This is a genomic window from Allobosea sp. (assembly GCF_035999205.1).
Classification (GTDB): domain Bacteria; phylum Pseudomonadota; class Alphaproteobacteria; order Rhizobiales; family Beijerinckiaceae; genus Allobosea.
The window spans coordinates 418,955-443,464 of record NZ_DASYHA010000024.1; the positions used below are offsets into that span (position 1 = coordinate 418,955).

General features: G+C 66.9%; 23 protein-coding genes. 10 read left to right on the forward strand and 13 right to left on the reverse strand.

All coding sequences use genetic code 11. The features are described 5' to 3' along the window. Positions 1-114 precede the first annotated feature (114 nt). Positions 115-696, forward strand: a complete 582-nt coding sequence (locus VGN82_RS14750) for a phosphoribosyltransferase family protein (protein WP_327527770.1) — start codon at positions 115-117, stop codon at positions 694-696. A 3-nt stretch (positions 697-699) separates the two neighbouring features. On the opposite strand, the gene VGN82_RS14755 is transcribed toward VGN82_RS14750, so the two are convergent. Then, positions 700-1,404 carry a glutathione S-transferase N-terminal domain-containing protein gene (locus VGN82_RS14755; protein ID WP_327527771.1) on the reverse strand — a complete coding sequence of 235 codons (705 nt, stop codon included), beginning with the start codon at positions 1,402-1,404 and terminating at the stop codon, positions 700-702. Between the two features lie 213 nt (positions 1,405-1,617). Here VGN82_RS14755 and VGN82_RS14760 point away from each other — a divergent pair, with 213 nt between their 5' ends. Further along, a complete protein-coding gene (locus tag VGN82_RS14760) occupies positions 1,618-2,277 on the forward strand; it encodes an aspartate/glutamate racemase family protein (RefSeq protein ID WP_327527772.1) in 660 nt (219 codons plus the stop codon). A 65-nt stretch (positions 2,278-2,342) separates the two neighbouring features. Here the strand turns inward: VGN82_RS14760 and gatB are convergent, their stop codons facing one another. Then, complete coding sequence (gene gatB, locus VGN82_RS14765) at positions 2,343-3,821, reverse strand: Asp-tRNA(Asn)/Glu-tRNA(Gln) amidotransferase subunit GatB (RefSeq protein WP_327527773.1); 1,479 nt, start codon at positions 3,819-3,821, stop codon at positions 2,343-2,345. Between the two features lie 229 nt (positions 3,822-4,050). Between gatB and VGN82_RS14770 the strand changes: the two genes are divergently transcribed. Further along, positions 4,051-5,223, forward strand: a complete 1,173-nt coding sequence (locus VGN82_RS14770; protein WP_327527774.1) for an efflux RND transporter periplasmic adaptor subunit — start codon at positions 4,051-4,053, stop codon at positions 5,221-5,223. A 73-nt stretch (positions 5,224-5,296) separates the two neighbouring features. Next, a complete protein-coding gene (locus VGN82_RS14775; RefSeq protein WP_327527775.1) occupies positions 5,297-8,491 on the forward strand; it encodes an efflux RND transporter permease subunit in 3,195 nt (1,064 codons plus the stop codon). Between the two features lie 115 nt (positions 8,492-8,606). Here the strand turns inward: VGN82_RS14775 and gatA are convergent, their stop codons facing one another. From gatA to VGN82_RS14790, 3 genes are all read right to left on the reverse strand, one after another. After that, positions 8,607-10,139 carry an Asp-tRNA(Asn)/Glu-tRNA(Gln) amidotransferase subunit GatA gene (gene gatA / locus VGN82_RS14780; RefSeq protein ID WP_327527776.1) on the reverse strand — a complete coding sequence of 511 codons (1,533 nt, stop codon included), beginning with the start codon at positions 10,137-10,139 and terminating at the stop codon, positions 8,607-8,609. A 141-nt stretch (positions 10,140-10,280) separates the two neighbouring features. Next, entirely contained in the window at positions 10,281-10,568 is a 288-nt protein-coding gene (gene gatC / locus VGN82_RS14785) for an Asp-tRNA(Asn)/Glu-tRNA(Gln) amidotransferase subunit GatC (RefSeq protein WP_327527777.1), read from the reverse strand. A 138-nt stretch (positions 10,569-10,706) separates the two neighbouring features. After that, the gene (locus tag VGN82_RS14790; protein ID WP_327527778.1) at positions 10,707-11,405 is read right to left on the reverse strand and encodes a metal-dependent hydrolase; all 699 of its coding nucleotides are present in this window, start codon (positions 11,403-11,405) and stop codon (positions 10,707-10,709) included. Positions 11,406-11,527: 122 nt separating this feature from the next. Between VGN82_RS14790 and ade the strand changes: the two genes are divergently transcribed. Continuing rightward, positions 11,528-13,228: an adenine deaminase gene (gene ade, locus VGN82_RS14795; RefSeq protein WP_327527779.1), complete on the forward strand. Its 1,701-nt coding sequence runs from the start codon at positions 11,528-11,530 to the stop codon at positions 13,226-13,228. 76 nt (positions 13,229-13,304) lie between these two features. On the opposite strand, the gene VGN82_RS14800 is transcribed toward ade, so the two are convergent. The 6 genes from VGN82_RS14800 to VGN82_RS14825 form a co-directional block, all read right to left on the reverse strand. Further along, positions 13,305-14,285: an Ldh family oxidoreductase gene (locus tag VGN82_RS14800; protein WP_327527780.1), complete on the reverse strand. Its 981-nt coding sequence runs from the start codon at positions 14,283-14,285 to the stop codon at positions 13,305-13,307. Beyond that, positions 14,282-15,211 (reverse strand): hydroxyacid dehydrogenase, encoded by a 930-nt coding sequence (locus VGN82_RS14805; RefSeq protein WP_327527781.1) that lies wholly within the window; start codon positions 15,209-15,211, stop codon positions 14,282-14,284. The genes VGN82_RS14800 and VGN82_RS14805 overlap by 4 nt, the downstream gene beginning before the upstream one ends. 26 nt (positions 15,212-15,237) lie before the next feature. Beyond that, a complete protein-coding gene (locus VGN82_RS14810) occupies positions 15,238-16,305 on the reverse strand; it encodes a YeiH family protein (RefSeq protein WP_327527782.1) in 1,068 nt (355 codons plus the stop codon). Continuing rightward, the gene (locus VGN82_RS14815; protein ID WP_327527783.1) at positions 16,302-16,886 is read right to left on the reverse strand and encodes a GNAT family N-acetyltransferase; all 585 of its coding nucleotides are present in this window, start codon (positions 16,884-16,886) and stop codon (positions 16,302-16,304) included. The genes VGN82_RS14810 and VGN82_RS14815 overlap by 4 nt, the downstream gene beginning before the upstream one ends. A 51-nt stretch (positions 16,887-16,937) precedes the next feature. Beyond that, positions 16,938-18,218, reverse strand: coding sequence for a UxaA family hydrolase (locus VGN82_RS14820; RefSeq protein WP_327527784.1), 1,281 nt, complete (start codon positions 18,216-18,218; stop codon positions 16,938-16,940). An 86-nt stretch (positions 18,219-18,304) separates the two neighbouring features. Beyond that, positions 18,305-18,592, reverse strand: a complete 288-nt coding sequence (locus VGN82_RS14825) for a UxaA family hydrolase (protein WP_327527785.1) — start codon at positions 18,590-18,592, stop codon at positions 18,305-18,307. A gap of 101 nt (positions 18,593-18,693) precedes the next feature. On the opposite strand from VGN82_RS14825, the gene VGN82_RS14830 reads away from it, so the two are divergent. The 3 genes from VGN82_RS14830 (at position 18,694) to ruvX (ending at position 21,094) form a co-directional block, all read left to right on the forward strand. Then, positions 18,694-19,458, forward strand: coding sequence for a GntR family transcriptional regulator (locus tag VGN82_RS14830; RefSeq protein WP_327527786.1), 765 nt, complete (start codon positions 18,694-18,696; stop codon positions 19,456-19,458). 74 nt (positions 19,459-19,532) lie between these two features. Beyond that, positions 19,533-20,540, forward strand: a complete 1,008-nt coding sequence (locus VGN82_RS14835; RefSeq protein ID WP_327527787.1) for a tripartite tricarboxylate transporter substrate-binding protein — start codon at positions 19,533-19,535, stop codon at positions 20,538-20,540. A 62-nt stretch (positions 20,541-20,602) separates the two neighbouring features. Then, the gene (gene ruvX / locus VGN82_RS14840; RefSeq protein WP_327527922.1) at positions 20,603-21,094 is read left to right on the forward strand and encodes a Holliday junction resolvase RuvX; all 492 of its coding nucleotides are present in this window, start codon (positions 20,603-20,605) and stop codon (positions 21,092-21,094) included. Positions 21,095-21,181: 87 nt separating this feature from the next. Here ruvX and VGN82_RS14845 read toward each other — a convergent pair whose 3' ends face one another. Further along, on the reverse strand, positions 21,182-21,547 hold the full coding sequence (locus VGN82_RS14845; RefSeq protein ID WP_327527788.1) for a hypothetical protein: 366 nt from the start codon (positions 21,545-21,547) through the stop codon (positions 21,182-21,184). Positions 21,548-21,840: 293 nt separating this feature from the next. On the opposite strand from VGN82_RS14845, the gene VGN82_RS14850 reads away from it, so the two are divergent. Further along, positions 21,841-22,755 carry an AEC family transporter gene (locus tag VGN82_RS14850; protein WP_327527789.1) on the forward strand — a complete coding sequence of 305 codons (915 nt, stop codon included), beginning with the start codon at positions 21,841-21,843 and terminating at the stop codon, positions 22,753-22,755. Between the two features lie 44 nt (positions 22,756-22,799). Next, positions 22,800-23,204: a hypothetical protein gene (locus tag VGN82_RS14855; RefSeq protein WP_327527790.1), complete on the forward strand. Its 405-nt coding sequence runs from the start codon at positions 22,800-22,802 to the stop codon at positions 23,202-23,204. A gap of 89 nt (positions 23,205-23,293) precedes the next feature. Here VGN82_RS14855 and dprA read toward each other — a convergent pair whose 3' ends face one another. Continuing rightward, positions 23,294-24,496 (reverse strand): DNA-processing protein DprA, encoded by a 1,203-nt coding sequence (dprA, locus tag VGN82_RS14860; RefSeq protein WP_327527923.1) that lies wholly within the window; start codon positions 24,494-24,496, stop codon positions 23,294-23,296. Positions 24,497-24,510 lie beyond the last annotated feature (14 nt).

The following is a 24,510-nucleotide window of genomic DNA, read 5'->3' on the forward strand; positions in this document are numbered from 1 at the left end:
GGTCCACCGTTTCGAGCCTGCTCGCAGCGCATGTCGCGAGTTCGTCACCGGGCTAGGCCGTCATGCCGTCATCGGGCATGATTCGATCGGCAGGCCGGAGGCATGGCGGATAGCATGGATCACGACAATGGGCGCCCCGAAGCCCAGGATGGCTTGCCGGAACTGAAGGTCCGGCGCTGGTCGAACTACCCCAGGCCCGGCATCGACTTTCCCGACGTCAGTACCTTCACCTGCAATGGCCCCCTCGCCAGCATCGCATTCCGCGAGCTCGAACGCTGCCTGCCCGATGATGTCGACCTCATCGCGGGCATCGATGTCGGCGGCATCGGCTTTGCCGGGGCGCTCGCCCTGGTGCGCGGCATCGGCTTCTTCGACATCCGCAAGGTGGGGTCGCTCCGGCCCGATGTGGTCCGCTACGTCATGCCGAACTACGAACTCGGCAGCGGCGTCGCGCTGTCCAAGGGCAACCCGCTCGCGGAGCGCTCGGTCGCCGTCATCGACGACTGCCTGATGTCGGGCAAGACCGCGCTCGCCTCGATCCAGCTGCTGCGCCGCCTCGGCGCGCGCTGCACGACCGCCCTCTTCGTCATCGAACTCGAAGGGCTCGGCGGCCGTGCCGTTCTGGAAGCGGAAGGCATCGCCGTCCGCGCGCTCAGGTTGCTCCCGAGCACGCGGCCGTCACCCTCGCCCATCTGAGGTTCAGGGGCGCTTGGGGATCTCGAGCCCGCGCTGCACCGCCGGCCGGGCGAGGCCACGCTCGAGCCAGCCCGGAACGTTCTTCAGACTGGCATAGTCGACCAGTTCCCCGGCGCCGTAGAAGCCGACGAGATTGCGGACCCACCCCAGCGAGGCAATGTCGGCGATGGTGTACTCGTCGCCCATGATCCAGTCGCGCCCGGCCAACCTCGTCTCCAGCACGCCGAGCAGGCGCTTGCTCTCGGCGGCGTAGCGGTCGCGCGGGCGCTTGTCCTCGTAGTCCTTGCCGGCGAATTTATGGAAGAAGCCGAGCTGGCCGAACATCGGCCCGATCGCCCCCATCTGGAACATCACCCACTGAATGGTCTCGTAGCGGGCGGCCGGATCGGCCGGCAGCAGCTTGCCAGCCTTCTCGGCGAGATAGATCAGGATCGCGCCGGACTCGAACAGTCCGAGCGGCTTGCCGCCGGGTCCATCGGGATCGATGATCGCCGGAATCTTGCCGTTGGGGTTCAGCGAGAGGAACTCCGGCCCCCAGGTCTCGTTCTGGCCGATGTTGATCGTATGCGGCTCATAGGGCAGGCCGAGCTCCTCGAGCGCGATCGAGACCTTCACGCCGTTGGGCGTCGGCAGCGAATATAGCTGGATGCGGTCAGGGTGTTTCGCCGGCCAGCGGGCCGTGATCGGAAAAGCGGAAAGGTCTGCCATCGGAAGCTCCACGGACACCAAAGGCGCCGAGGAATCGACGCAAGGCCAGGGGCGGGACGATAGCCGCCCTGCCCGGCCGCGCAATCTCACATGCCGTCAACTGACCGGCATCCGCGGCATCCTCGCCGCGCGCCCTGTGCATCATGACCGGGCGTGCTCTAAGAATTGCAGCGGTGACCAACCGCTACCTTTGAAGGCCGTGCCGGAGACACCATGACGCGCCTGCTCCTGATCAATCCCAACACCAATGCCGCGACCACCAACATGATGCGCGCCATCGCCCAAGCCGCCGCACCCGGCGGAACCGTGATCGACGCGATGAGCGCGCCCTATGGCGTGCCGCTCATTACCGATGACGAGGCGCTGGCCCGCTCGGCCAAGGCAGTTCAGGCGCTCGCCGGGACGATCGCCTCGACGCCGCCGGACGGCGTCATCATCTCGGCCTTCGGCGATCCGGGGCTGGCGGCGCTGCGCCAGCGGCTGTCCTGCCCGGTGACCGGCATCGCCGAGGCCGGCATGGCGGAGGCGGGTTCCGGCCGACGGCCCTTCGCCGTCGTCACGACGACACCCGGCCTCGTCGGCTCGATCACCGCCCTGGCCGAGGCCTACGGCCATGGCGCCACCCTGCGCGGCGTCGCCCTGACGGAGGGCGACGTCCATGCCGTCATGGCCGACCACGCCACGCTCGTCGAGGCGCTGGCCAAGGCCTGCGCCCATGCCATCGAGGTATTCGGTGCCGAGGCACTACTCATCGGCGGCGGGCCGCTCGGGCAGGCAGCGCAATCCCTGTCGATGCGCTTTCCGGTCCCGGTCATCGCTCCCATCCCGGCAGCCGTCCGGCTGGCGCAGAAGCGGATCAACCGGGGCTTCTGAACGCAATCAGCCCCGGCCCGGCCGCACCTGCGGCGACGACCCGGAATCCGTGGCATGGCCCCGGCTCAGATGCCGAGCTTCTGCTTCAGGATCTCGTTCAGCGCCTGCGGATTGGCCTTGCCGCCCGATGCCTTCATCGCCTGGCCGACGAACCAGCCGAGCATCGTCGGCTTGGCCTTGACCTGCTCGACCTTGTCGGGATTGGCGGCGATCAGCTCGTCCACCGCCTTCTCGATGGCGCCGGTGTCGGTGACCTGCTTCATGCCGCGTGATTCCACGATCTGACGCGGATCGCCACCTTCCGACCAGAGGATCTCGAACAGATCCTTGGCGATGCGGCCGGAGATCACGCCTTCGCCGATCAGGTCGACCAGCCCGCCGAGCTGGGCGGCCGAGACCGGTGAGGTCGCGATGTCCTTGCCTTCCTTGTTGAGGCGGCCGAACAGCTCGTTGATCACCCAGTTTGCCGCGGCCTTGCCGTCGCGGCCCTTGGCGACCGCCTCGAAATAGTCAGCCTGCTCGCGCTCGGCGACGAGGACCGAGGCGTCATAGGGCGAGAGCCCGTATTCGGCGATGAAGCGGGCCTTCTTGGCATCCGGCAGTTCCGGCAGCGCGGCCTTCAGCCCTTCGACGAAGGCGTCGTCAAACTCCAGCGGCAGGAGATCGGGGTCGGGGAAATAGCGGTAGTCATGCGCCTCTTCCTTCGAGCGCATCGAGCGGGTCTCGCCCTTGCCGGGATCGTAGAGGCGGGTTTCCTGGTCGATCGTGCCACCATCCTCGAGAATGCCGATCTGGCGGCGCGCCTCGACCTCGACCGCCTGGCCGATGAAGCGGATCGAGTTGACGTTCTTGATCTCGCAGCGCGTGCCGAACTCGGCGCCGGGCTTGCGAACCGAGACGTTGACGTCGGCGCGCAGGTTGCCCTTCTCCATGTCGCCGTCGCAGGTGCCGAGATAGCGCAGGATGGTGCGCAGCTTCGTCACATAGGCCTTGGCCTCGTCGGCGGAGCGCAGATCCGGACGCGAGACGATCTCCATCAGCGCGACGCCGGACCGGTTGAGGTCGACGAAGCTCATGGTCGGATGCTGATCGTGGATCGACTTGCCGGCGTCCTGCTCCAGGTGGAGGCGCTCGATGCCGACGGTAATCTGCTCCGTCGGCGAGAGATCGACGACGATCTCGCCTTCGCCGATGATCGGACTTTTGTACTGGCTGATCTGGTAACCCTGCGGCAAATCAGGGTAGAAGTAGTTCTTGCGGTCGAAGACCGAGCGCTTGTTGACCTGCGCATTGAGGCCGAGGCCGGTGCGCACGGCCTGGCGCACGCATTCGGCGTTGATGACCGGCAGCATGCCGGGCATGGCCGCATCGACGAGGCTGACATGAGCGTTGGGCTCGGCGCCGAAACCGGTCGAGGAGCCCGAAAACAACTTGGCGTTGGAGGTGACCTGTGCATGGATTTCCATGCCGATCACAATCTCCCAGTCACCTGTCGCGCCCTTGATCAGCTTCTTGGGGTCGGCGGGGCGGGCATGCGCGTTCATTGTCAGTCTTCCGGCTCGAAAGGGTCGCCTACCGGTTACGACCTCGGCGGGCAGGCGGCAAGCTTCTGTTGCGCTCCCGACACCGCTTGTCGGGATTATGGCCGATTATGCCTCATTCCGCCCAATGACGGGTGATGGTTCTTGACAATCGTCACTCAACACCTCTTGTAACGGCACGCGCCGGCAATCCGTCAAGATTGCGCCGGCTAAAGCCATCCGGAGTTTCGCCATGTTGAACCGCCGCCCCGGTCTGATGCTTGTCGGCTTGTGCGCCGCGACGCTGATGGCCTCCGCCGCCGTGCTTCTGCCCCATGATGCCCGCGCCCAGGGCGCCCCGCCGGCTCCCCCGGTCCAGGTTTCCGCCCCGCTTGCCCAGCGCGTCACCAACTGGGACGAGTTCACCGGCCGCTTCGAGGCGAGCGAGCAGGTCGAGGTGCGCGCACGCGTCTCGGGCTTCCTGGACGCGGTGCATTTCCGCGATGGCGATTTGGTCAAGAAGGGCGATCTGCTCTTCACCATCGATCAGCGGCCCTACCGGCTGTCGGTCGACGCCTCCCGCGCCGAAGTAGCGCGCGCCAAGGCGCAGGTCGAACTCGCGCAGAACGAGGTCGAGCGCGCCGAGGGCCTGACCCAGAACCGCACCATCACGGCACGCGACGTCGATCAGCGCCGGGCCAACCTGAACAGTGCGATCGGCACGCTGCAAGGCGCCGAGGCCAATCTCAAGACCGCAGAACTCAATCTCGAATGGACTGAGGTCCGCGCGCCGCTGGCTGGCCGCATCTCCAACCGCCGCGTCGACTCCGGCAACCTGATCGCGGGCGGCCAGTCTGGCGCGACGCTGCTGACGACGATCGTAGCGCTCGATCCGATCTATTTCACCTTCGACGCGTCCGAGGCCGACTATCTGCGTTATCAGCGCCAGGCCAGCAGCCTGCGCACCGGCGCCTCGCGCGACGATGGCATCGTCGCAGAGGTTCGTCTCTCGGACGAGCAGCAGTGGAAGCGCCGCGGCCGGATCGACTTCGTCGACAACGCGCTCAATGCGCGCTCCGGCACGATCCGCGGCCGCGTCGTGTTCGCGAACAAGGACGAGTTCCTGACGCCCGGCACCTTCGGGCGGCTGCGCATCTATTCCGGCGAGGCCGATGCCCTGCTGGTTCCGGACGCCGTCGTCGTCTCCGACCAGGCCAACAAGATCGTCCTGACCGTCGGGCCCGAGAACAAGATCGTGCCGAAGCCCGTCGTGCTCGGCCAGATCAGCGGTGGCCTGCGCGTCATCCGCAGCGGGCTGACACCGCAGGACAAGGTCGTCGTCGGCGGCTTCGCCAACCCGATGGTGCGGCCCGGTGCGACCGTTACGCCGACGCCCGGCGAGATCAAGCTCGCCGCGTCAAACTGATCGCGGCAGTTCCAGACATTGCACTTCGGACGGCTCCCGCCGTCCGCCCTGACGTCAGGCCAGGACACTCTTCATGTTCCGCTTCGCCCATTTCTTCATCGACCGGCCGATCTTCGCCACCGTGCTCTCGGTGCTGCTGACGATCGCCGGCGCCATCGCCCAGCGCGGCCTGCCGATCGCCGAATATCCCGAGATCGCGCCACCGACCGTATCGATCACGGCCACCTATCCCGGCGCCTCGGCCGAGGTCGTCGCAGCCACCGTCGCGACCCCGATCGAGCAGGAGGTGAACGGCGTCGACGACATGCTCTACATCACCTCGCAGTCGACCGGCGACGGGCGGGTGACGATCAACGTCGTGTTCAAGTCCGGCGTCGACATCGACCAGGCTCAGGTGCTGGTGCAGAACCGCGTCTCGGCCGCCGAGCCCCGGCTGCCGCAGGACGTGCGCGCGCTCGGCATCCAGACGCGCAAGGCCTCGCCCGATCTGATGATGGTCATCAACATGATCTCGCCAGACGGCTCGCGCGACGCGCAGTACGTCTCGAACTATGCCACACTCAACGTCAAGGACGTGCTGACCCGCATCGACGGCGTCGGCAACGTGCAGGTCTTCGGCGCGCGCGACTTCTCGATGCGTGTCTGGCTCGACCCCGCGAAGGTCGCCTCGCGCAACCTAACCGCCGGCGATGTGGTCGCGGCGTTGCGGGCCGCGAACGTGCAGGTCGCGGCTGGCGCGATCAACCAGCCGCCGGCGAAGTCGGACGGGGCCTTCCAGCTTTCCGTCAACACGCTCGGGCGCCTGACCGACATCGCCGAGTTCGAGAACATCGTCGTGCGCTCGGACGCCAATGGCGGCACGATCCGCATCCGCGACATCGCCCGCGTCGAGCTCGGCTCGCAGGACTACACCACCAACGCCTATCTCGATAACCAGAACGCCGTCGCCATCGGCATCTTCCAGCGGCCGGGCTCGAACGCGCTCGCCACTGCGGATGCCCTGATCAAGACCATGGATGCGATGTCGCGCGAGTTCCCTGCTGGGCTCGAGCACCGCATCATCTACAACCCGACGGAGTTCATCGCGGAATCGGTCAAGGCGGTCGTCCAGACCCTGATCGAGGCGGTCGCGCTCGTCGTGATCGTGGTGATCCTGTTCCTGCAGACCTGGCGGGCGGCGATCATCCCGATCATCGCGATCCCGGTCTCGCTGGTCGGCACCTTCCTCGTGATGTCGGCTGTCGGCATCTCGTTCAACACGATCTCGCTGCTGGCGTTGGTGCTCGCCATCGGCATCGTCGTCGACGACGCGATCGTCGTCGTCGAGAACGTCGAACGCTATCTGGCCCAGGGGCTGTCGGCGAAGGAGGCTGCACACAAGACGATGGACGAGGTCGGCGGCGCGCTGCTCGCCATCGCGCTGGTGCTCTGCGCCGTGTTCATCCCGACCGCCTTCATCAGCGGCCTGCAGGGCACGTTCTACCAGCAATTCGCTGTCACCATCGCGGCCTCGACGGCGATCTCCTGCTTCGTCTCGCTGACCTTGTCACCGGCTCTGGCGGCCCTGCTGCTCAAGCCGCATGGCCATGACGAAGGCAAGAAGAAGGGCTTTCTCTACGCGCTGGGCGCGCCGGTCCGCGGCTTCTTCCACTACTTCAACAAAGCCTTCGACTGGCTCTCGCGCAGCTACGGCGCCGTGACGTCGCGGCTGATCCGCTTCGCGGTGATCCTGCTCGTCGCCTATGCTGGGCTGATCGCGCTGACCGCGCACCGGCTGACCGCGACACCGACAGGCCTCGTGCCGCAGCTCGACCGCGGCTATTTCATCGCCGCCTTCCAGCTTCCGCCGGGCGCGTCGCTGCCGCGCACCGACGAGGTGATCCGCAAGGCCTCCGACCTCCTGCTGTCGCGCCCGGGCGTCGCGCATGCCATCGCCTTCGCGGGCCTCGACGGCGCGACCTTCACCATCGCCCCGAACACGGGCGTCGTCTTCGTCAGCCTGAAGCCCTTCGCCGAGCGCCAGAAGGAGGGGCTGACGACGCAGGGCATCCTCGGCGACCTGCGCCGGCAGATGTTCTCGATCAGCGAGGCTTTCGCTCTGGTGATCGAGCCGCCGGCGGTGCCCGGCATCGGCACTGGCGGCGGTCTGAAGGGCTATGTCCAGGATCGCTCCGGGCGGGGCCTCGCCGCGCTCGAAGGCGCGACCTGGGTCGTGGCGGGTTCGGCGGCCCAGGTACCGGGCATCCAGCAGCCCTTCACGCTGTTCTCGACCAAGACGCCGCAGGTCTTCGCCGATATCGACCGCACGAAGGCGGAAATGCTGGGCGTGCCGATCACGCGGGTCTTCGAGACGCTGTCCGTCTATATGGGCTCGGCCTATATCAACGACTTCAACCTGCTCGGGCGGACCTATCGGGTGACGGCACAGGCCGACAATCCCTTCCGCCTCGACCTGCGCGACGTCGCCAATCTCAAGACTCGCAACGCCGATGGCGAGATGGTGCCGATCGGCTCGGTCGCGTCGTTCTCCAATACGACCGGCGCCTATCGCGTGCCGCGCTACAACCTTTTCCCGGCAGCCGAGGTGCAGCTCTCGATGGCGCGCGGCTTCTCGACGGGACAGGGCATCGCGGCGGTCGAGAAGATCGCGGCCGAGCGGCTGCCGGCAGGCTTCGGCTTCGAATGGACCGAGATCGCGCTGCAGGAGAAACTTGCGGGGAATACCGCGATCATCGCCTTTGGCCTCGCCGTGGTCTTCGTCTTCCTGCTGCTGGCGGCGCTCTACGAAAGCTGGATGCTGCCGCTGGCAGTCATCCTGATCGTGCCGATGTGTATCCTGGCGGCAATGATCGGCGTGAACTATCAGGGACTCGACCGCAACATCCTGGTCGATATCGGCCTCGTCGTGCTCGTCGGCCTTGCGGCGAAGAATGCGATCCTGATCGTTGAATTTGCCAAGCAGGCCGAGGACGAAGGCATGAACCGGCGCGAGGCCGCGATCGCCGCCGCCCGCACCCGGTTGCGCCCGATTCTGATGACCTCGCTCGCCTTCATCCTCGGCGTGCTCCCGCTGACGATCTCGGTCGGAGCCGGTGCCGAGATGCGGCAGGCGATGGGGATCGCGGTGTTCTCCGGCATGGTGGGCGTCACCTTCTTCGGACTGATCTTCACGCCGGTCTTCTACGTGATGGTGCGCTGGCTCGCCGACCTTGGCGGGAAGCGGCGCAAGGCAGCGCAGGCCGCGCAGGAGCCGACCGCGGCTCATTGACCGGACGCTCGGGTGGCGGCTTCGCGCAGCCACCCTGCCCCGGGCCTAGGTCAAAAAGAAAAGGGCCGCTCGCGCGGCCCTTTTGCTTTGTCAGAGCGACGGCGTGAAGCGCCGGTCAGCCCCACCAGCGCTCGGAGACCGGGAAGCGCCCGGCGGCGTCCTCGATCGCCTGACCGAGCGAGAACAGCGTCTCCTCGTCGAAGGGCCGGCCGATGAGCTGCAGGCCGAGCGGCAGGCCCTGCGCGTCGAGCCCGGCGGGAACCGCGATGCCAGGCAGGCCGGCCATGTTCACCGTCACCGTGAAGACGTCGTTGAGATACATCTCGACCGGATCGGCCGAGCCCTTCTCGCCTATGCCGAACGCCGCGGACGGCGTCGCGGGGGTCAGCACTGCATCGATGCCAGCCGCATAGGCCTCGTCGAAATCGCGCTTGATCAGGGTGCGGACCTTCTGGGCGCGGACGTAATAGGCGTCGTAGTAGCCGGCCGAGAGCACATAGGTGCCGATCATGATGCGGCGCTTGACCTCGGCGCCGAAGCCCGCTGCGCGGGTCTTCTCGTACATCTCGACGATGTCCCTGCCCTGCTCGCGCAGGCCGTAGCGGACGCCGTCATAGCGGGCGAGGTTGGACGAGGCCTCGGCCGGGGCGACGATGTAATAGGCAGGCAGAGCGTATTTCGTATGCGGCAGCGAGATCTCGACGATCTCGGCGCCGGCAGCCTTCAGCCAGTCGATACCCTTCTGCCAGAGCGCGTCGATCTCGGGGTTGAGGCCATCGAGGCGGTACTCCTTCGGAATGCCGATCTTCATGCCCTTGACCGAGCGACCGACGGCCTTCTCGTAATCCGGCACGGCCATGTCGACGGAGGTCGTATCCCTCGGATCATGGCCGGACATCGAGCGCAGCATCACCGCCGCGTCCCGCACCGTCTTGGCGATCGGCCCCGCCTGGTCGAGCGACGAGGCGAAGGCCACCGTGCCCCAGCGCGAGCAGCGACCATAGGTGGGCTTGATGCCGACCGTACCGGTGAAGGCGGCGGGCTGGCGGATCGAGCCGCCGGTATCGGTCGCAGTCGCAGCCAAGCAGAGATCGGCAGCGACGGCCGAGGCCGAACCGCCCGACGAACCGCCCGGCACGAGATGGTTGCCCTCGACGGCACCAGCCTGCCCCGCACCGACATTGGAGCCCAGTCCCACGTTGGAGCCTTTGCGGCGCCAGGGATTGACGACGTTGCCGAAGGCCGAAGTCTCGTTCGACGACCCCATGGCGAACTCGTCATTGTTGAGCTTGCCAAGCATCACGGCGCCATCCCGCCAGAGCTGGGCGGTGACGGTCGATTCATAGGCCGGTACGAAATTCCCGAGGATGTTCGAGCAGGCGGTGGTGCGGACACCTTCGGTCGCGAACAGATCCTTGATGCCGAGCGGCAGGCCTTCCAGCGGGCCGGCCTCGCCCTTGGCCAGCCTCGCATCGGAGGCGGCGGCCTGCTTCAGCGCATGCTCGGGAGTTTCCAGCACATAGGCGTTGAGGGCGCGGGCCTTCTCGACGGCGGCAATATGCGCCGTGGTCAGCTCCGTCGCGGAGAAGGTCTTGGCCTTCAGCCCATCGCGGGCTTCGGTGAGGGTCAGGCGGGTAAGATCGGTCACGGGCGGTATCCGAATGAAATCTGTCGACGGAACGTCGCTGCTAGGAGCGCAGCGACGAAGCAATCCAGGGGCCGTCGCGCTCAACGCCTCCTGGATTGCTTCGCTTCGCTCGCAATGACGGGAGGGGCGCGGTGGCGCGCACTATTCGATGACTTTAGGCACCATGAAATAATTGTCCTCGGAAGCCGGGGCGTTGGCGACGATCGCGTCGGCGATCTCGCCGTCGTTCACGACGTCCTCTCGCTGCTTCATCGCCATCGGCGTAACTGAGGTCAGCGGCTCGACGCCGGAGACATCGACCTCGTTCAGCTGCTCGACGAAGCCGAGGATGGCGTTGAGCTCGCCTTGCAACTTGGGCAGATCGGCCTCCGGCACGGCGATGCGCGCCAGATGCGCGACGCGTTTGACGGTGGCGAGATCGACCGACATGGCGGACTCCTGAGACAGTGGCGCACGACGGCGCCGGAAACGGTTCGCCGCGCTATAGCAGACGCGGCAAAGTAAGTAAGCGCCTACTTGCCCCGTGGTGCATCCAGGACAAGCGGCGAAGCCGCGCCGCCGTCGATCTCAGACCGTGAAAGCCTCACCCTTCTTCGGCACGACCGCCTCGATGCCGCTGCCCTTCAGCCCGGCGACAAAGGCGTCGGCGTTCTGGTCGATGATCGGAAACGTGCCGTAGTGGCAGGGAATCGCGACCTTCGGCTTGACGAAGCGGGTCATCGCCAGCGCGGCGACCTTGCCGCCCATGGTGAAGCGGTCGCCGACCGGGCAGATGCAGGCCTCGACGCCGTGGATCTCGCTGAGCAGCGCCATGTCCGAGAAGATGTCGGTGTCGCCCATGTGCCAGAGCGCCTTCTCGCCCTTCGCCTTGATGATCGCGCCATTGGCATTGCCGACCGGCACGTTGACGCCACCCTCGCCCATGCCGGCCGAGTGATCGGCGCGGACCAGGGTCACGCTGAACGGACCGAGATCGACGGTGCCGCCAGTGTTCATCGGCTGGAAGTTCTTCAACCCGTTCGAGGCCAGGTGCATGGCGAGATCGTAATTGGTGATCACCGTCGCTCCGGTCGCTTCAGCGATCGCGAGCGTGTCGCCGACATGGTCGCCATGGCCATGCGTGACGACGATATGGCTCACGCTCTGTGAAATCGTTGCGACGTCGCCCTCGAAGGCCGGATTCCCCGAAAAGAAGGGGTCGATCAGGATGACGGCGCCGTCGATCTCGGCGCGGAAGGCCGAATGGCCGTACCAGGTGAGTTTCATGCGAAGGCTCCAGGCTCTCGAAATCGCGGTCTCTGTCTAGGCCGATCCGTCCCACCGACCAAGTCGACAATACCATCACGCGGATGCAGGTTGGCGGAAACGCAACTCGACGGACCGCCCCCATGACCACAGCCGCTACTCTCGCCCGCCGGATCGCCCAGGGACGTGGCGACGAGCCGGCCGATCTGGTCATCAAGGGCGCGAAGCTGCTCGATCTCGTCACGGGTGCCCTGGTCGCCACCGATATCGCGATCTGCGGCGACACCATCGTCGGCACCCATGGCCAATATCAGGGGCGGGCCGAATTCGACGCCAGCGGGCTGATCGCGGTGCCCGGCTTCATCGACACCCATCTCCACGTCGAATCCTCGCTCGTGACGCCGCTTGAATTCGAGCGCTGCGTCCTGCCCCATGGCGTCACGACTGCGATCTGCGACCCGCATGAGATCGCCAATGTGCTGGGCGCCGAGGGCATCCGCTATTTTCTCGAATGCGCCGAGGCGATGCGGATGGATCTGCGCGTCAACCTGTCGAGCTGCGTGCCGGCGACGCATCTGGAAACGGCAGGCGCCCGCCTTGATGCCGCCGACCTCACGCCGATGATGGACCATCCCAAGGTGATCGGGCTGGCCGAATTCATGAACTTCCCCGGCGTAATCCATCGCGATGCCGGCTGCCTCGCCAAGCTGGAAGCGTTCTCGCACCGGCATATCGACGGCCACGCGCCGCTCGTCCGCGGCACGGATCTCAACGCCTATCTCGCCGCCGGCATCAGGACGGACCACGAGACGACGACGGCCGACGAAGCCCGCGAGAAGCTGGCCAAGGGCATGGCGATCCTGATCCGCGAGGGTTCGGTCTCGAAGGACCTGCATGCGCTGATTCCGCTGATCTCGCGCGATGCCTCGCCCTTCCTTGCCTTCTGCACCGACGACCGGAATCCGCTGGATATCGCCGAAGAAGGCCACCTCGACTACATGATCCGCACGGCAATAGCCCATGGCGCGGATGTGCTTGCGACCTATCGCATCGCCTCGCTTTCGGCGGCGCGGAACTTCGGCTTGTTCGACCGCGGCTTCATCGGGCCGGGCAGGCGCGCCGATATCGTACTCGTCGCCGACCTCGCCGCCTGCTCGGTCAGGCAGGTCTTCGCGGCCGGAAGGCTCGTCGAGCCCGCGCTGTTCGCCGGCCAGACGCCGGTCAAGCCTGTCGGGCTCGGCAGCGTGAAGAGCCGGGCATTGACGCCCGATGACTTCAAGGCAACGGCGCGGGAGGGCGAAACGCCGGTCATCGGCGTGGTGCCCGGGCGGATTATCACGGAGCGGCTGAGCATGACGCTGCCCTCACGCGATGCCGAGGCCCTGCCCGATCTGGACCAGGACGCCGTCAAGGTCACGGTGATCGAGCGGCACGGCCGCTCCGGCGGCATCGCGACCGGCTTCGTCCATGGCTTCGGCATGAAGCGGGGCGCGATCGCCTCCTCCGTCGGCCATGACAGCCACAATCTCTGCGTCGTCGGTGTCGACGAGGCCTCGATGGCGGCGGCAGCCAACCGGCTTGTCGAGATCGGCGGCGGCTTTGCAGTTGCCAACGAGGGCAAGGTGACGGCGGAGCTGGCACTGCCGGTCGCCGGACTGATGAGCGACCAGCCCTTCGAAACGGTGCGGCACGATCTGGAGGCGCTGCGGGCGGCCGCGAAGGCACTTGGCGTCGTGCTGGCCGAGCCCTTCCTACAAGTGGCCTTCCTGACCCTGCCGGTGATCCCGCATCTCAAGATCACCGACAAGGGGCTGGTCGATGTCGATGCGTTCGACTTCGTGTGAAGGGAAGCGCTTCGTCGCCGTCTTCTCGGGCGGAGCGTAGTGAAGACCCGAGATGACGGCGTGCTTCGCCAGGAAATCAGCCCGCCAGCAATTCCGCTGGCATATCAATGCCTTCCGCCTTCGCCTTGGCACGCAGATTCAAGCGTCTCATGCCCGGCAGGCGGGTGCCCTCCTGCTCCTCGATGGCGTGGGTGAGCGCGCGCATGCGCTCGTCGAACCAGTTGCCGCCCATCGCGTGTGGATCGATTACGAGGATGAGCTGGCCGGTGTCGGGCGGACCACCGACGGCGTCGATGAAGGAGGACGCCTGGAAGCCGAAATGCGCGCCGACCAGAGCCGCTGCCAGGATCTCGACCATCATCGCGAGCGTGGCGCCCTTGGCGTCGCCGAGCGGGACCATCGTGCCGGCGAGGGCCGCGGCTGCGTCCGTCGTCGGCTTGCCGTGCACGTCGAGCGCCCAGCCCTCGGGGATCGCCTCGCCCTTCTGCTTCGCGGCGACGATCGGGCCGCGCGCGACCTTGGAAAGGGCCATGTCGATGACGACCGGCTCGCGACCGGCCAGTGGGGCGGCGAAGGCGATCGGGTTGGTGCCGAAGACCGGCTTCGAGCCGCCCCAGGGCGCGATCGCGCCGGGCGTATTGGCGAAGAGCATGGCGACGAGGCCCTGTTCAGCCAGGCGCTCGACATGGAGGCCGGCCGCGCCGCAATGGCTGGAGCGGCGGATCGGAGCAGCGACGACGCCTTGTTGGCGGGCAAGCTCGGGCAGCTCGGCCACGGCGAGGTCGATTGCCGGATAGGCGAAACCGTGGCCGGCATCGATCGCCAGCACGCCGGGCTTCGGCCGCGTCGCCTTGGGCACGACCTGCCCGTCGATCTTGCCGGCCTTGAGCATGGCGAGATAGGTCGGCACCCGCGACAGGCCGTGGCCCTTGAGGCCGTCGGCCTCGGCCATGACGAGCGCCCACGCGACGGAGGCCGCATTGGCCGGCGAAGCACCTGCCTCCGAAAAGATCTCAGTCAGCCGGGCCTCGGCCTGCGCGAAGGAGAGCCGGGTCACGCCCTTCCCTCCAGCGCTGCCATGACGCGCTCGGCCACCAGCCCGGAGACGCGGCCGTTCGACTCGACCGTGTTGCCGGCGATATGCGGCGTCAGGATGAGGTTCGGCACATCGGCGAAGAGCTTGCCGGCGACACGCAAGGGCTCCTCGGCGAAGACGTCGACCGCCGCGCCGCCGAGCGTGCCGCCCTTGAGGGCCGCGACCAGCGCCGCCTCGTCCATGATCCCGCCCCGCGCCGCGTTGATCAGGATCGCGTCAGGCTTCATCCGGGCGAAGGCGTCCTTGCCGATCAGGCCCTTGGTCTCGGGGGTCAGCGGCAGGTGGATGCTGATGACGTCGGAGGTCGAGAGCACAGCGTCGAGATCGAGACGCTCGGTCGCGGCCCAGGCCTTGTCGTCCGCGGGCACGTAAGGGTCATAGGCGACCGTGGTCATGCCGAGCAGGCGGCCATGGGCAGCGGCGTCCCGGGCGATGGCGCCGAAGCCGACGAGGCCGAGGCGCTTGCCGGCGATCTCGCGGCCGATCAGCTTCGTCTTCGGGAACTCGCCCGCCACCATCGCGGCATTGGCGAAATAGGCGCCACGCAGCAGCATCATGGCGCTGCCGATGACATATTCGACCACGGAGAGGCTGTTGGCGCCCGTCGCCGGAAAGACCTTGATGCCTCGCTCCGAGCAGACATCCATGTCGATGTTGTCGAGGCCGACGCCGAGGCGGCCGACGACCTTCAGCTTCTTCGCGGCAGCGAGCACATCCCCCCTCACCTGCGTCTGGTTGCGCACGATCAGGGCCGGGATGTCCGCCACCAGCTTTGCCAGCTCCTCCGGCTTGCCGAAGAGCTCCGGGTCATGATGGACCTTGTAGCGGGCGCTCAGCGCGGCGACGGCCGCGTCGTCCATGAACTCGGTGATGACGATGTCGGTCATGGATGCGCCTTTTCAGCTTTTGATGATCAGCCCAATGCGATCAGGCTGCCGGTCACGATGACGAGGATGACGAGGCTCGTGCCGGTGACCAGCACCATGTGACGCCAGCCGAGCCGGGCCATGGCACCGAGCGAGGTGCCCAGGCCCAGTGCCGCGATGGCGATGAGCAGCCCCCACCCCGAGACCGCCAGCAGCAGGTTGCGGATCGGACCATAGAGTCCGGCCAGCGCCGGCTGCGTCGCCAGCACGCTGTTCACCAGGCAGAGCACGAGGAACATGATGGCGAAGACCGGCACCGGCACCTTGGCCTTGTCGGTGACATGGCCGGCGCGCTTCGCGTCGTCATGCACCAGCCACCAGCCGACGATCAGCACGGCCGGCAGCAGCAGGAAGACGCGGAAGAGCTTGACGATGATCGCGGCGTTGGCGGCCTCGACCGAGACCGACTGGCCGGCGCCGACGACCTGCGCCACGTCATGGATGGTGGCGCCGAGCATGATTCCGGTCTGCGAGGGCGAGAAGCCGAGCCAGGCGCAGATCAGCGGATAGGCCAGCATTGCCAGCGTCGAGAGCGCGTTCATGGCGATCACGGTGAAGGCGACGTCGGCGGCCTTGTTCTTATAGTCGGGCACCACGGTCGCGGTCGCGAGCGCGGCGGAGGCGCCGCAGACGGCGGTCGCGACGCCACCCAAAGCACCCATGCCGGTCTCCCGGCCCAACCAGCGCGCGAGCAGGAAGCCGGAGAGGATCGTCGCCGCCATCGCAACGATGACGAGCAGCGCGGTGGTGAGGCCGAGGGCCAGGATGTCGCCGAGCGCGACGCGCAGGCCGAGCAGCGCGATCGCCCAGCGCAGCATCTTCTTGACGCAGAAGACCATGCCCGGCTGGAAGCGCGGCGCGTTGGCGAAAGGGTGCAGCAGCATGCCGATGATCAGCGCGATCACCACGGCGGGAATGCCGAAGCGGCCTCCGGCGGCAGATTTCAGCAGGGGCTCCGCGACATAGGCCGCGAGCGCGACCGCGCCGGAGAGCAGGAGGCCGGGCAGCAGGGGGCTGAGCGCGCCCGCCTTGCGGGATGCGGCGATGTCGGTCATGGCGTCGTTTCGATGCTGAAGCGCAAGCGCGGTCCGGGGCTGTAGATCGGCGCGGTGAAGGTCTCGCGAAGCTGTCCGCCATTTCGCTCGATCACGCGGCGAGAGGCGTGGTTTCCGGCATCGCAGGTGACGACGATTCGCGGAAGGCCGATGGCGCGCGCCTCGCCGATCATCGCGGCGAGCGCGGCCGTGGCATAGCCGTTTCCGGCGAAGGCCGGCAGGATGCTGTAGCCGACATGGCCGAGCACATGCGGCGGCAGTACCTCGATCGGCCTGCCCTCCGGCTCCTCGAGCCAGCGCAGATTGATCGATCCGACGAAGGGCCCGCCAGGCCGGTCCGGCGCGAAGATCCAGCGCGTCCGGTCCGGGATCTTGTCGACCTCGCTGCCGTCATTGAGGCGGATGCGTCCGCCACGGCCAAGCAGGCCGGCGATGAACGCATCCGGATCCCTCGCGATCGCGGCAAGCTGCTCGGGTGCGACGTCACGCGTGGTGTTCGGCGACCAGCCGCCGCGCAGCGCCGCCTCATAGGCGCCGAGCAGCTGCCGATCCGGAACCCGCAAGATCACGCGTGCGGCCATGCCGTGTCACATCCTTCCGCTGCCGGTGCGCTTTCGCTGGCCGCGCCCGGCTCAGGCCGAGCGGTATAGCTTGGTCATCGAGAACTCGCGATGGCCCAGAGCCTCGGCTGCCGTGAGTCGGCCATTCGCGGTACGCACGATGTTCTCGATCAGCGCGTCGCCGGCCTGCGGGATCGTCATGTCGCGGCGCAGGATGCCGGAGACGTCGACGTCGATATGCTCAGGCATGGTGCGCATCGTCTTCGGGTTGCCGGTGATCTTGATCACCGGAACGATCGGGTTGCCGATGACGTTGCCCTGGCCGGTCGGGAAGGTGTGGACGACGTAGCCGCCGGCCGCCATCAGGGTGACGCATTCAGCCGCGGCCGAGGACGTGTCCATGTAGTACAGGCCCGGCCCCTTCGACGGCGCCTCGGCCGGCTCCAGGATGTCGATGAACTTGCACTCGCGGCCGATCTTCTCGAGATTGCCGAGCGCCTTTTCCTCGATCGTGGTCAGGCCGCCGGCGATGTTGCCCTTGGTCGGCTGCGAATCCGAGAGGTCGTCGGTCTTGTGGGCCTCGATGACATCGTCCTGATAGGCCTTCCACATCTTGTACCAGCGCTCGCCGACCTCCGGCGTCGCCGCGCGCGCCTTGCAGAGATGCTCGGCACCCGTGATCTCGGAGGTCTCGCCGAAGACGCCGTAGACGCCGCGCGGGATCCACTTGTCATACATGTTGCCGACGGTCGGGCAGGACGACAGGCCGGTGGTGGTGTCGGACTCACCGCATTTCGTGGAGACCCAGAGCTCCTCGATGCCGCATTTCACACGCTGAAGCTCGGTCGCCCACTGGACAAACTCCTTGGCGACATAGGAGGCCTTGGCGATGGTCGCGATGTCGCCATGCCCCTCGATGCCGAAGCCGACGACCGGCTTGCCGGTCTTGGCGATGCCGTCGACGACGCGCTTGGTCCAGCCATCCTCGATGCCGATGACGATGACGGCGGCGACGTTCGGGTTCGAGCCGGTGCCGATCAGGGTGCGGAAATGCACCTCCAGATCCTCGCCGAACTGGAGGCGGCCATAGGCATGCGGGATCGCGAGCGTGCCCTTGATGTTGTTGGCGACGGCCTCGCAGGCGGCGTTCGAGAGATCATCGAGCGGCAGCAGCAGGACGTGGTTGCGCACGCCGACCCGACCGTTCTCGCGGCGCCAACCGAGGAAGGAATCGAGACTGCGGCCGGTCGGGCGCTTGACGAACGGGGCCTTGAATTCGGGTGCCTCGATCTTGCGCCCCTTGATGCGAGCAAGCTTGCCCTTCACGAGATCGAAATTGGCGACGATGGACATGGCGTTTCCTCTTGTGCTCGGCTGGCTCGACCTTGGCGGGAGCCGCTTTCTGGCTTGAATTCAGACCGAATTTGGCAGTGCTGCGCTCACCAGCGCTTGGTCTTGGCGTTGTGGACGTGCAGGTGCTCGCCCTGCTTCACATCGGATCGCGCCGCGCCGATGTCCTGGCCGTATTTCCAGATCGTCTCGCCCTTCTTGATGTCCTTGAGCGCGACCTTGTGGCCGATCGGGATGTCCATCTTCGCCGTCAGGCGGAAATCGGAATTGTCGTGCGTGACCACGCACAGCATGTCGGTGCCGGCCTTCAGGCCCTCGACGACGACGACGCCGACCGTATCCTTCTTCTCGTGCACCAGCAGGTGGGGCTTGCTCATCGATGTCTCCTCACGACGTTTCTTGTCGGGCGGGAGCCTGCCTCGGAACTGGCCCGAATTCAGGACTCGACCGGCCTTGCGACAAGTCTTATATAAGACACATGACTGAGCACAAGCTCGAAAATGCGACACGGCCGGAATCGCCCGCCGGAGCCGAAATCCTGGGATTTCGCCCGCTCTACAGGCAGGTGAAGGAGCACTTCGTGCGCCGACTCGTCGACGGCGTCTGGTCGCCCGGCATGGCCCTGCCGAGCGAAGGCCAGCTCGCCAACGAGATCGGCGTCAGCCAGGGCACGGTCCGCAAGGCGCTCGACGAACTAGCGGCCGAGAACCTGCTGGTGCGTCGCCAGGGGCGCGGGACCTTCGTCGCCGAGCATGACGAGCAGCGTATCCTGTTCCAGTTCTTCAAGCTGGTCTCGGATGACGGCGTCGCGCGCTTTCCGGACAGCCGGGTGCTCGACATCGCCAGCGAACCTGCCGATGCGGCCGAAAGCGCCGCGCTGAACCTGCAGCCGGACGAACGTGTGATCCGGATCCGCCGCATTCGCTCGCTCGGCGGCAAGCCGCTGATCCTCGAGACCGTCAGCCTGCCCGAGCAGGTCTTCCCGGGGCTGCAGGATTCAGCCGTGCCGAACAACCTCTACAGCCTGTTTGCCACGCGCTACGGCATCACCGTCGCGAACGCCCGCGAGCGGCTGAAGGCGGTGGCGCTGACCGCCGAACAAGCCGCGCATCTCAGCGTCGCGGCCGGCACTCCTGCGCTCGAGATCGACCGCATCGCGCTTTCGCTCGACGGCTCGGCCGTCGAGCGTCGTCTCAGCCTGTGTCTGACGGAGGAGGCTCACTACCAGTCCGATCTTCGCTGACGCGTTCTAGGTCCCTGAACTTTCCCAAAGCCGACACAGAGCGGCCGTTCATCACGACCCACCGGAGGATACGCATGAGCATGACCAAGAGGGCGGCCCTTGCCGGGCTGCTGACGACGAGCCTGTCCGCATTCGGACTTCTGACAGCCGGGCTCACCGCACCGGCATCGGCACAAGCCTTTCCCACCAAGCCGATCACGGTGATCGTTTCCTTCGCGGCGGGTGGGCCGAGCGACGTGATCGCGCGTCTGCTCGGCGAGAACATGAGCAAGACGCTGGGGCAGCCGGTCGTGGTCGAGAACGTTGCCGGCGCGGGCGGAACGGCCGGCGCCAAGCGCGTCGCGGCCGCCGATCCGGACGGGCATACGATCCTGATCCACCATCTCGCGCTCGCGGCGGCACCGGCGCTCTATGCCAATCTCGGCTACGACACGAAGACGGCCTTCGCCCCGATCGGGCTGGTCAACACCGGACCGATGGTGATCGCCAGCAAGCTTGCGCTGCCGACGCCGGACGCCAAGGCCTTCTTCCCCTACATCAAGCAGAACGCCGAGAAGCTCACGATCGCGCATGCCGGCGTCGGCTCCAATTCGCATCTCTGCGCCGTCCTGATGTCCCAGCAGCTCGGGGCAAAGTTCAACCAGGTCGCCTATCGCGGCACCGGGCCGGCGATGAATGATCTCGTCGGCGGACAGATCGACATCCTCTGCGACCAGTCCACCTCGGCGATTCCCCAGATCCAGGGCAACAGCATCCGGGCCTATGCCGTGACCTCGGCGCAGCGGCTCGACGTGCTGCCGAGCACGCCGACCATGACCGAGGCCGGTTCCAAGCTCGACATGACGATCTGGCACGGCCTCTACGCGCCGAAGGGCACCCCTGCCCCCGTACTCGACAAGCTGAACGGCGCGCTGCGCGTGGCGCTGAAGGACGGAGCCGTGATCGAGAAGTTCAAGGCCTTCGGAACCAGCACCTTCCCCGAGGCCGACTGGACCCGCGACGCCCATGCGAAGCTGTTCGCGGCCGAAGTCGACAAATGGGCGCAATCTCTGGCCGCTGCCGGCGTCAAGCCGCAGGGCTGAGCTAACTACGGACAGGCATGCGCCGCTCGCCTCGGGCAGCGGCGCATGCTACCGCCAAGCGCATGTCCAGCAATGTCGTGCCCCTCGAAGCCCTTCTCGACCTGCCCAACCATGCTCGGTTGCTCGGCCTCGATCTTGGGACCAAGACGATCGGCCTCGCGCTCTCGGACGTCGAGCGCCAGATCGCGACACCGCTGGAGACGATCCGACGGGTCAAGTTCGGGCAGGACGCGGCCGCCCTGCTCAAGATCGCCGAGAAACACGCCGTCTCCGGGCTCGTCATCGGCCTGCCACTCAACATGGACGGCACGGAAGGCCCGCGCGTGCAGTCGACGCGCGCCTTCGTGCGCAATCTTGGGCCCCTGACGGGCCTGCCGATCGTGTTCTGGGACGAGCGCATGTCGACCCTGGCCGTAACGCGGACGCTGCTCGACGCCGATGCTTCCCGCGCCAAGCGGGCCGAAGTCGTCGACAAGATGGCTGCAGCCTACATTCTCCAGGGCGCGCTCGACCGCCTGATGCGCCTCGAGGCGGATCGCTCACCGGAGGACTAATCCGGATCGACCGCTTCGCTGTGCTCAATGCGGAAGGAGCTGCGCACCCTGCGGCGCGCAGCTCCTCGCAATGGGCTCGGTCAGGCCTCAGCGATAGTAGTAATAGTCCGGCCCGTAGTAGCGACGGTAAACCGGCGCAGGCGCATAGACCGGCGCGGGCGCATAGTAGCCGTCATAGTACGGGTCGGCGTAGGCCCTGCGGCTCGAGGCGATCGCCGCCGCGCCAAGGATGCCGAGGCCGACACCAGCCGCAATGGCGGCGCCGCGATTGCCGCGATAGTAGCCGCCCCGATAGCCGCGATAGCCGCGGTAATAGCTGTATTCGGCCGGCGCCTTGTCGAGCTTGGCCGCATCGAATGAGCGCGGCGCGGCAAAGACGGGCGTGACGAAGCCGGCCGAGACGACGCCCACCGAAGCGAGCGCGACGATCGCGGTCTTCCTGAGAGACATCATGGTCAGTTCTCCTTCTTGCCGGGGTCTCCCGGCCTGACGGGAAGCTTCGCTCCCGCCGCTTGAATGCTCCGTGAACCAATCGCGGCCGGATTGCGGCGGACGCAATGCCCCCCGAACCTGCAGCGCTTGCCCCGCGATGGCGGCCATGAAAGGAGTGGCGCGAAGGCCTCCCGCGCTGATCATGACTGCCTCATGAGATCAACGAGAAGGCCGTGCCTCTTGTTCCGTTGAGCCGCCCGCCCGGGGCAGCCCACGTTCCGATGTCGCCCACTCCCTGACCCAACGCAGATGCCATGCTCTCCAGCCTGATCGCCGTCTTCCTCGTCATTGCGACAGGCTGGGTCCTCAAAGTTCGCGGCACGCTCTCGCAGGCTCACTGGCTCGGCGTCGAGCGGCTGACCTATCAGGTCCTGTTTCCGTCCGTGGTGATCCATACGCTCGCGGTCGCCGACCTCGGCCGGCTTCCGGTTCTGGCCATGGGCATGAGCCTCGTGCTGGCGATCCTCGCCGTCGCGGGCCTGCTGCTGGCGCTGCGGCCGCTGTTGCTGCGCGCCGGAATCGGAGGCCCGGCCTTCACCTCGATCTTCCAGGGTTCGGTCCGGTGGAACACCTTCATCGCGCTCGCGCTGGCGGCGGGGCTGCAAGGACGCGACGGCACCACATTGATGGCGATCGCGGTGGCGTCGATGATTCCGCTGCTCAACATCCTCTGCGTGCTCGTGCTGGCGCGCTTTGCGAATGGACGCCCGATGAGCGCAGGCGCCACGGTGCGCTCGATCGTCTTCAATCCGTTCATCTGGTCCTCCGCCGTCGGCCTAGCCCTGAACCAGGTACAGGGCTTCCTGCCAGCTGCGATCATCACCTATCTCGACGTCATGGGTCGTGCCGCACTGGGTGTCGGCCTTCTGGTCGTCGGTTCGGGGCTCGACCTGCGCAGCCTGGCGCGGCCGCGGCTCCCTCACGCGATCGCGATCGGCATCAAGCTCGTCGTGATGCCGCTGCTGGCCTGGACGATCGCCCGCTATCTCGGCCTGACTGGTCCTGCTCTGACAATGACCGTCATCGCGGCCTCCGTGCCCACGGCCACGGCCGCCTATTTCCTGGCGCGCGATCTGGGCGGCGACGCGCCGCTGATGGCGGAGATCACCACCCTCCAAACTCTTCTCGCCCTCGCTACGCTCCCGCTGGCGGTGCTTTTCCTAACCTGAACCCAACACCTGCGCTTGAGATCATGACGATACACACGCTATGATTGCATGAACTCAACACGCCTTTTGATGCGCGAAGTCGCGCTTCGACCATCCGGATTTGCCATGACTCGCGGGGGCCCTCGGCGATGACGTCAAAACCACGCAGCCGACCGGTTTCGCAACTGGCCCAGCCGGTTGCTGCGAAACTCCGACGCGACGCGATCGCGCCGGAGGCGCTGGGTGGGGAAAGTCATCCGTTTCGTCACGAATCCCGTCCGCCAGACGCGACACAACGTGATGTGGCTGGCTATATCGAAGGTCTGGCTGCGGGCCTGCGCGCAATGGCCCAATCGGCGGATCTCGACAGCCTCGCCTATTTTCTCGAAATGGCGCGGCTGGAAGCGTCGATCCTCGGCGAGCGCCTTGAGCGCTCGGGGACCGACAAGGGCGCAAACTGGACGGAGTAGCCCATCAACCGGCAATCACGCGGAGCTCATCGCAACGATGCCAGCCGGCGAATGCGACCGCAGATTGCAGCAGCCCTTCTACTCGCATCTCAGGGCTCGGAGCGGGTCAAGGAGCCGCCAGGGTGACGCCGGATCAGCTGGTCGAGCTCGAGGTCCAGTAGGGTGTGACTGATCTCCCGCGCCGAACGCCCGCTCGCCCGCACGAGATCGTCCACCGAGATCGGCGTACTGCCGAGGAGCTGCAGGACGAGCCGCCTGAGGTCCACCAAGCCGGCGGCGTCCGGCGTCGCAACGACAACAGCTTCGGGCTCAGGCAGGGACGCCGAGGGAGCCGATCCGATGCCCGGCAGGTCGAGTTCGTCCCACAAGGCCTGCGTTGCGTCCTCGCCCGCGCCGTCATGCAGTGGCGGCAGCGGCAAAGGGCCGAGATCGTTGTCGAGGAGCGGCGTCAGCGCCTCGATGACATGGCCAGATTCGGCGCAGAGAATCGCGCCCTCTCGGATCAGGTGATTGCCGCCTTCGGCGCGCGGATCAAGCGGGGAGCCCGGCACGGCGAAAACCAGCCTGCCCTGCTCATTGGCGAAGCGCGCCGTGATCAGCGAGCCGGACTTGCGGGCTGCCTCGACCACGACCGTCCCGAGCGAGAGCCCGGAGACGAGGCGGTTGCGCCGCGGGAAATCGCGCCCGCGCGGCGCCAGCCCGATCGGCATCTCGCTGATCGCGGCGCCCTCCTCCAGCAGACGTTGCAGGAGCGGGATGTTCTGCGGCGGATAGACCTCGTCGAGACCTCCGGCGAGGACCGCGACGGTGCCAGCCTGCAGGCTGGCCTCATGAGCCGCGGTGTCGATGCCGCGTGCCAGGCCGGAAACCACGACGAAGCCGGCCTCACCGAGGTCGCGCGCCAGGCGCGCGGTGAACTTCATGCCGGCGGCGGATGCGTTGCGGGAGCCGACCAGCGCTACGCAGGGCCTCAGAAGCACGTCCGACCGGCCGAGGACCGCGAGCAGCGGCGGGGCGGTGTCGATGGCCTGGAGGGCGCGCGGATACTGGGCCTCGCCCAGCGCGATCAGGCGGCCGCCGAGCCGGTGGAGCGCCTCGGCCTCGCGTTCGGCCTCGGCCATCGTGGCGATGCGGATGTTGCGACCGGCCTGCCTGGCGAGGCCGGGCAAGGCCTCGAGGGCTGCGGCCGCACCGCCATAGCGGTTCATCAGCGAGCGGAAGGTGCGCGGTCCGATGCTCTCGCTGCGGATCAGGCGAAGCCAATCGAGGCGCTGGCGATCGCTGAGGACGATGCCAGCCATGCGCT

Bases quoted from the DNA above. Each gene is read 5' to 3' on its own strand.
- VGN82_RS14850 (WP_327527789.1), top strand. From the start codon at position 21,841: ATGCTCTCCAGCCTGATCGCCGTCTTCCTCGTCATTGCGACAGGCTGG.
- VGN82_RS14815 (WP_327527783.1), bottom strand. From the start codon at position 16,886: ATGGCCGCACGCGTGATCTTGCGGGTTCCGGATCGGCAGCTGCTCGGC.
- gatB (WP_327527773.1), bottom strand. From the start codon at position 3,821: ATGAACGCGCATGCCCGCCCCGCCGACCCCAAGAAGCTGATCAAGGGC.
- VGN82_RS14835 (WP_327527787.1), top strand. From the start codon at position 19,533: ATGAGCATGACCAAGAGGGCGGCCCTTGCCGGGCTGCTGACGACGAGC.
- ade (WP_327527779.1), top strand. From the start codon at position 11,528: ATGACCACAGCCGCTACTCTCGCCCGCCGGATCGCCCAGGGACGTGGC.
- ruvX (WP_327527922.1), top strand. From the start codon at position 20,603: ATGTCCAGCAATGTCGTGCCCCTCGAAGCCCTTCTCGACCTGCCCAAC.
- gatC (WP_327527777.1), bottom strand. From the start codon at position 10,568: ATGTCGGTCGATCTCGCCACCGTCAAACGCGTCGCGCATCTGGCGCGC.
- VGN82_RS14825 (WP_327527785.1), bottom strand. From the start codon at position 18,592: ATGAGCAAGCCCCACCTGCTGGTGCACGAGAAGAAGGATACGGTCGGC.
- VGN82_RS14810 (WP_327527782.1), bottom strand. From the start codon at position 16,305: ATGACCGACATCGCCGCATCCCGCAAGGCGGGCGCGCTCAGCCCCCTG.
- VGN82_RS14845 (WP_327527788.1), bottom strand. From the start codon at position 21,547: ATGATGTCTCTCAGGAAGACCGCGATCGTCGCGCTCGCTTCGGTGGGC.
- VGN82_RS14820 (WP_327527784.1), bottom strand. From the start codon at position 18,218: ATGTCCATCGTCGCCAATTTCGATCTCGTGAAGGGCAAGCTTGCTCGC.
- VGN82_RS14760 (WP_327527772.1), top strand. From the start codon at position 1,618: ATGACGCGCCTGCTCCTGATCAATCCCAACACCAATGCCGCGACCACC.
- VGN82_RS14775 (WP_327527775.1), top strand. From the start codon at position 5,297: ATGTTCCGCTTCGCCCATTTCTTCATCGACCGGCCGATCTTCGCCACC.
- VGN82_RS14755 (WP_327527771.1), bottom strand. From the start codon at position 1,404: ATGGCAGACCTTTCCGCTTTTCCGATCACGGCCCGCTGGCCGGCGAAA.
- VGN82_RS14805 (WP_327527781.1), bottom strand. From the start codon at position 15,211: ATGACCGACATCGTCATCACCGAGTTCATGGACGACGCGGCCGTCGCC.
- VGN82_RS14790 (WP_327527778.1), bottom strand. From the start codon at position 11,405: ATGAAACTCACCTGGTACGGCCATTCGGCCTTCCGCGCCGAGATCGAC.
- VGN82_RS14770 (WP_327527774.1), top strand. From the start codon at position 4,051: ATGTTGAACCGCCGCCCCGGTCTGATGCTTGTCGGCTTGTGCGCCGCG.
- VGN82_RS14830 (WP_327527786.1), top strand. From the start codon at position 18,694: ATGACTGAGCACAAGCTCGAAAATGCGACACGGCCGGAATCGCCCGCC.
- VGN82_RS14750 (WP_327527770.1), top strand. From the start codon at position 115: ATGGATCACGACAATGGGCGCCCCGAAGCCCAGGATGGCTTGCCGGAA.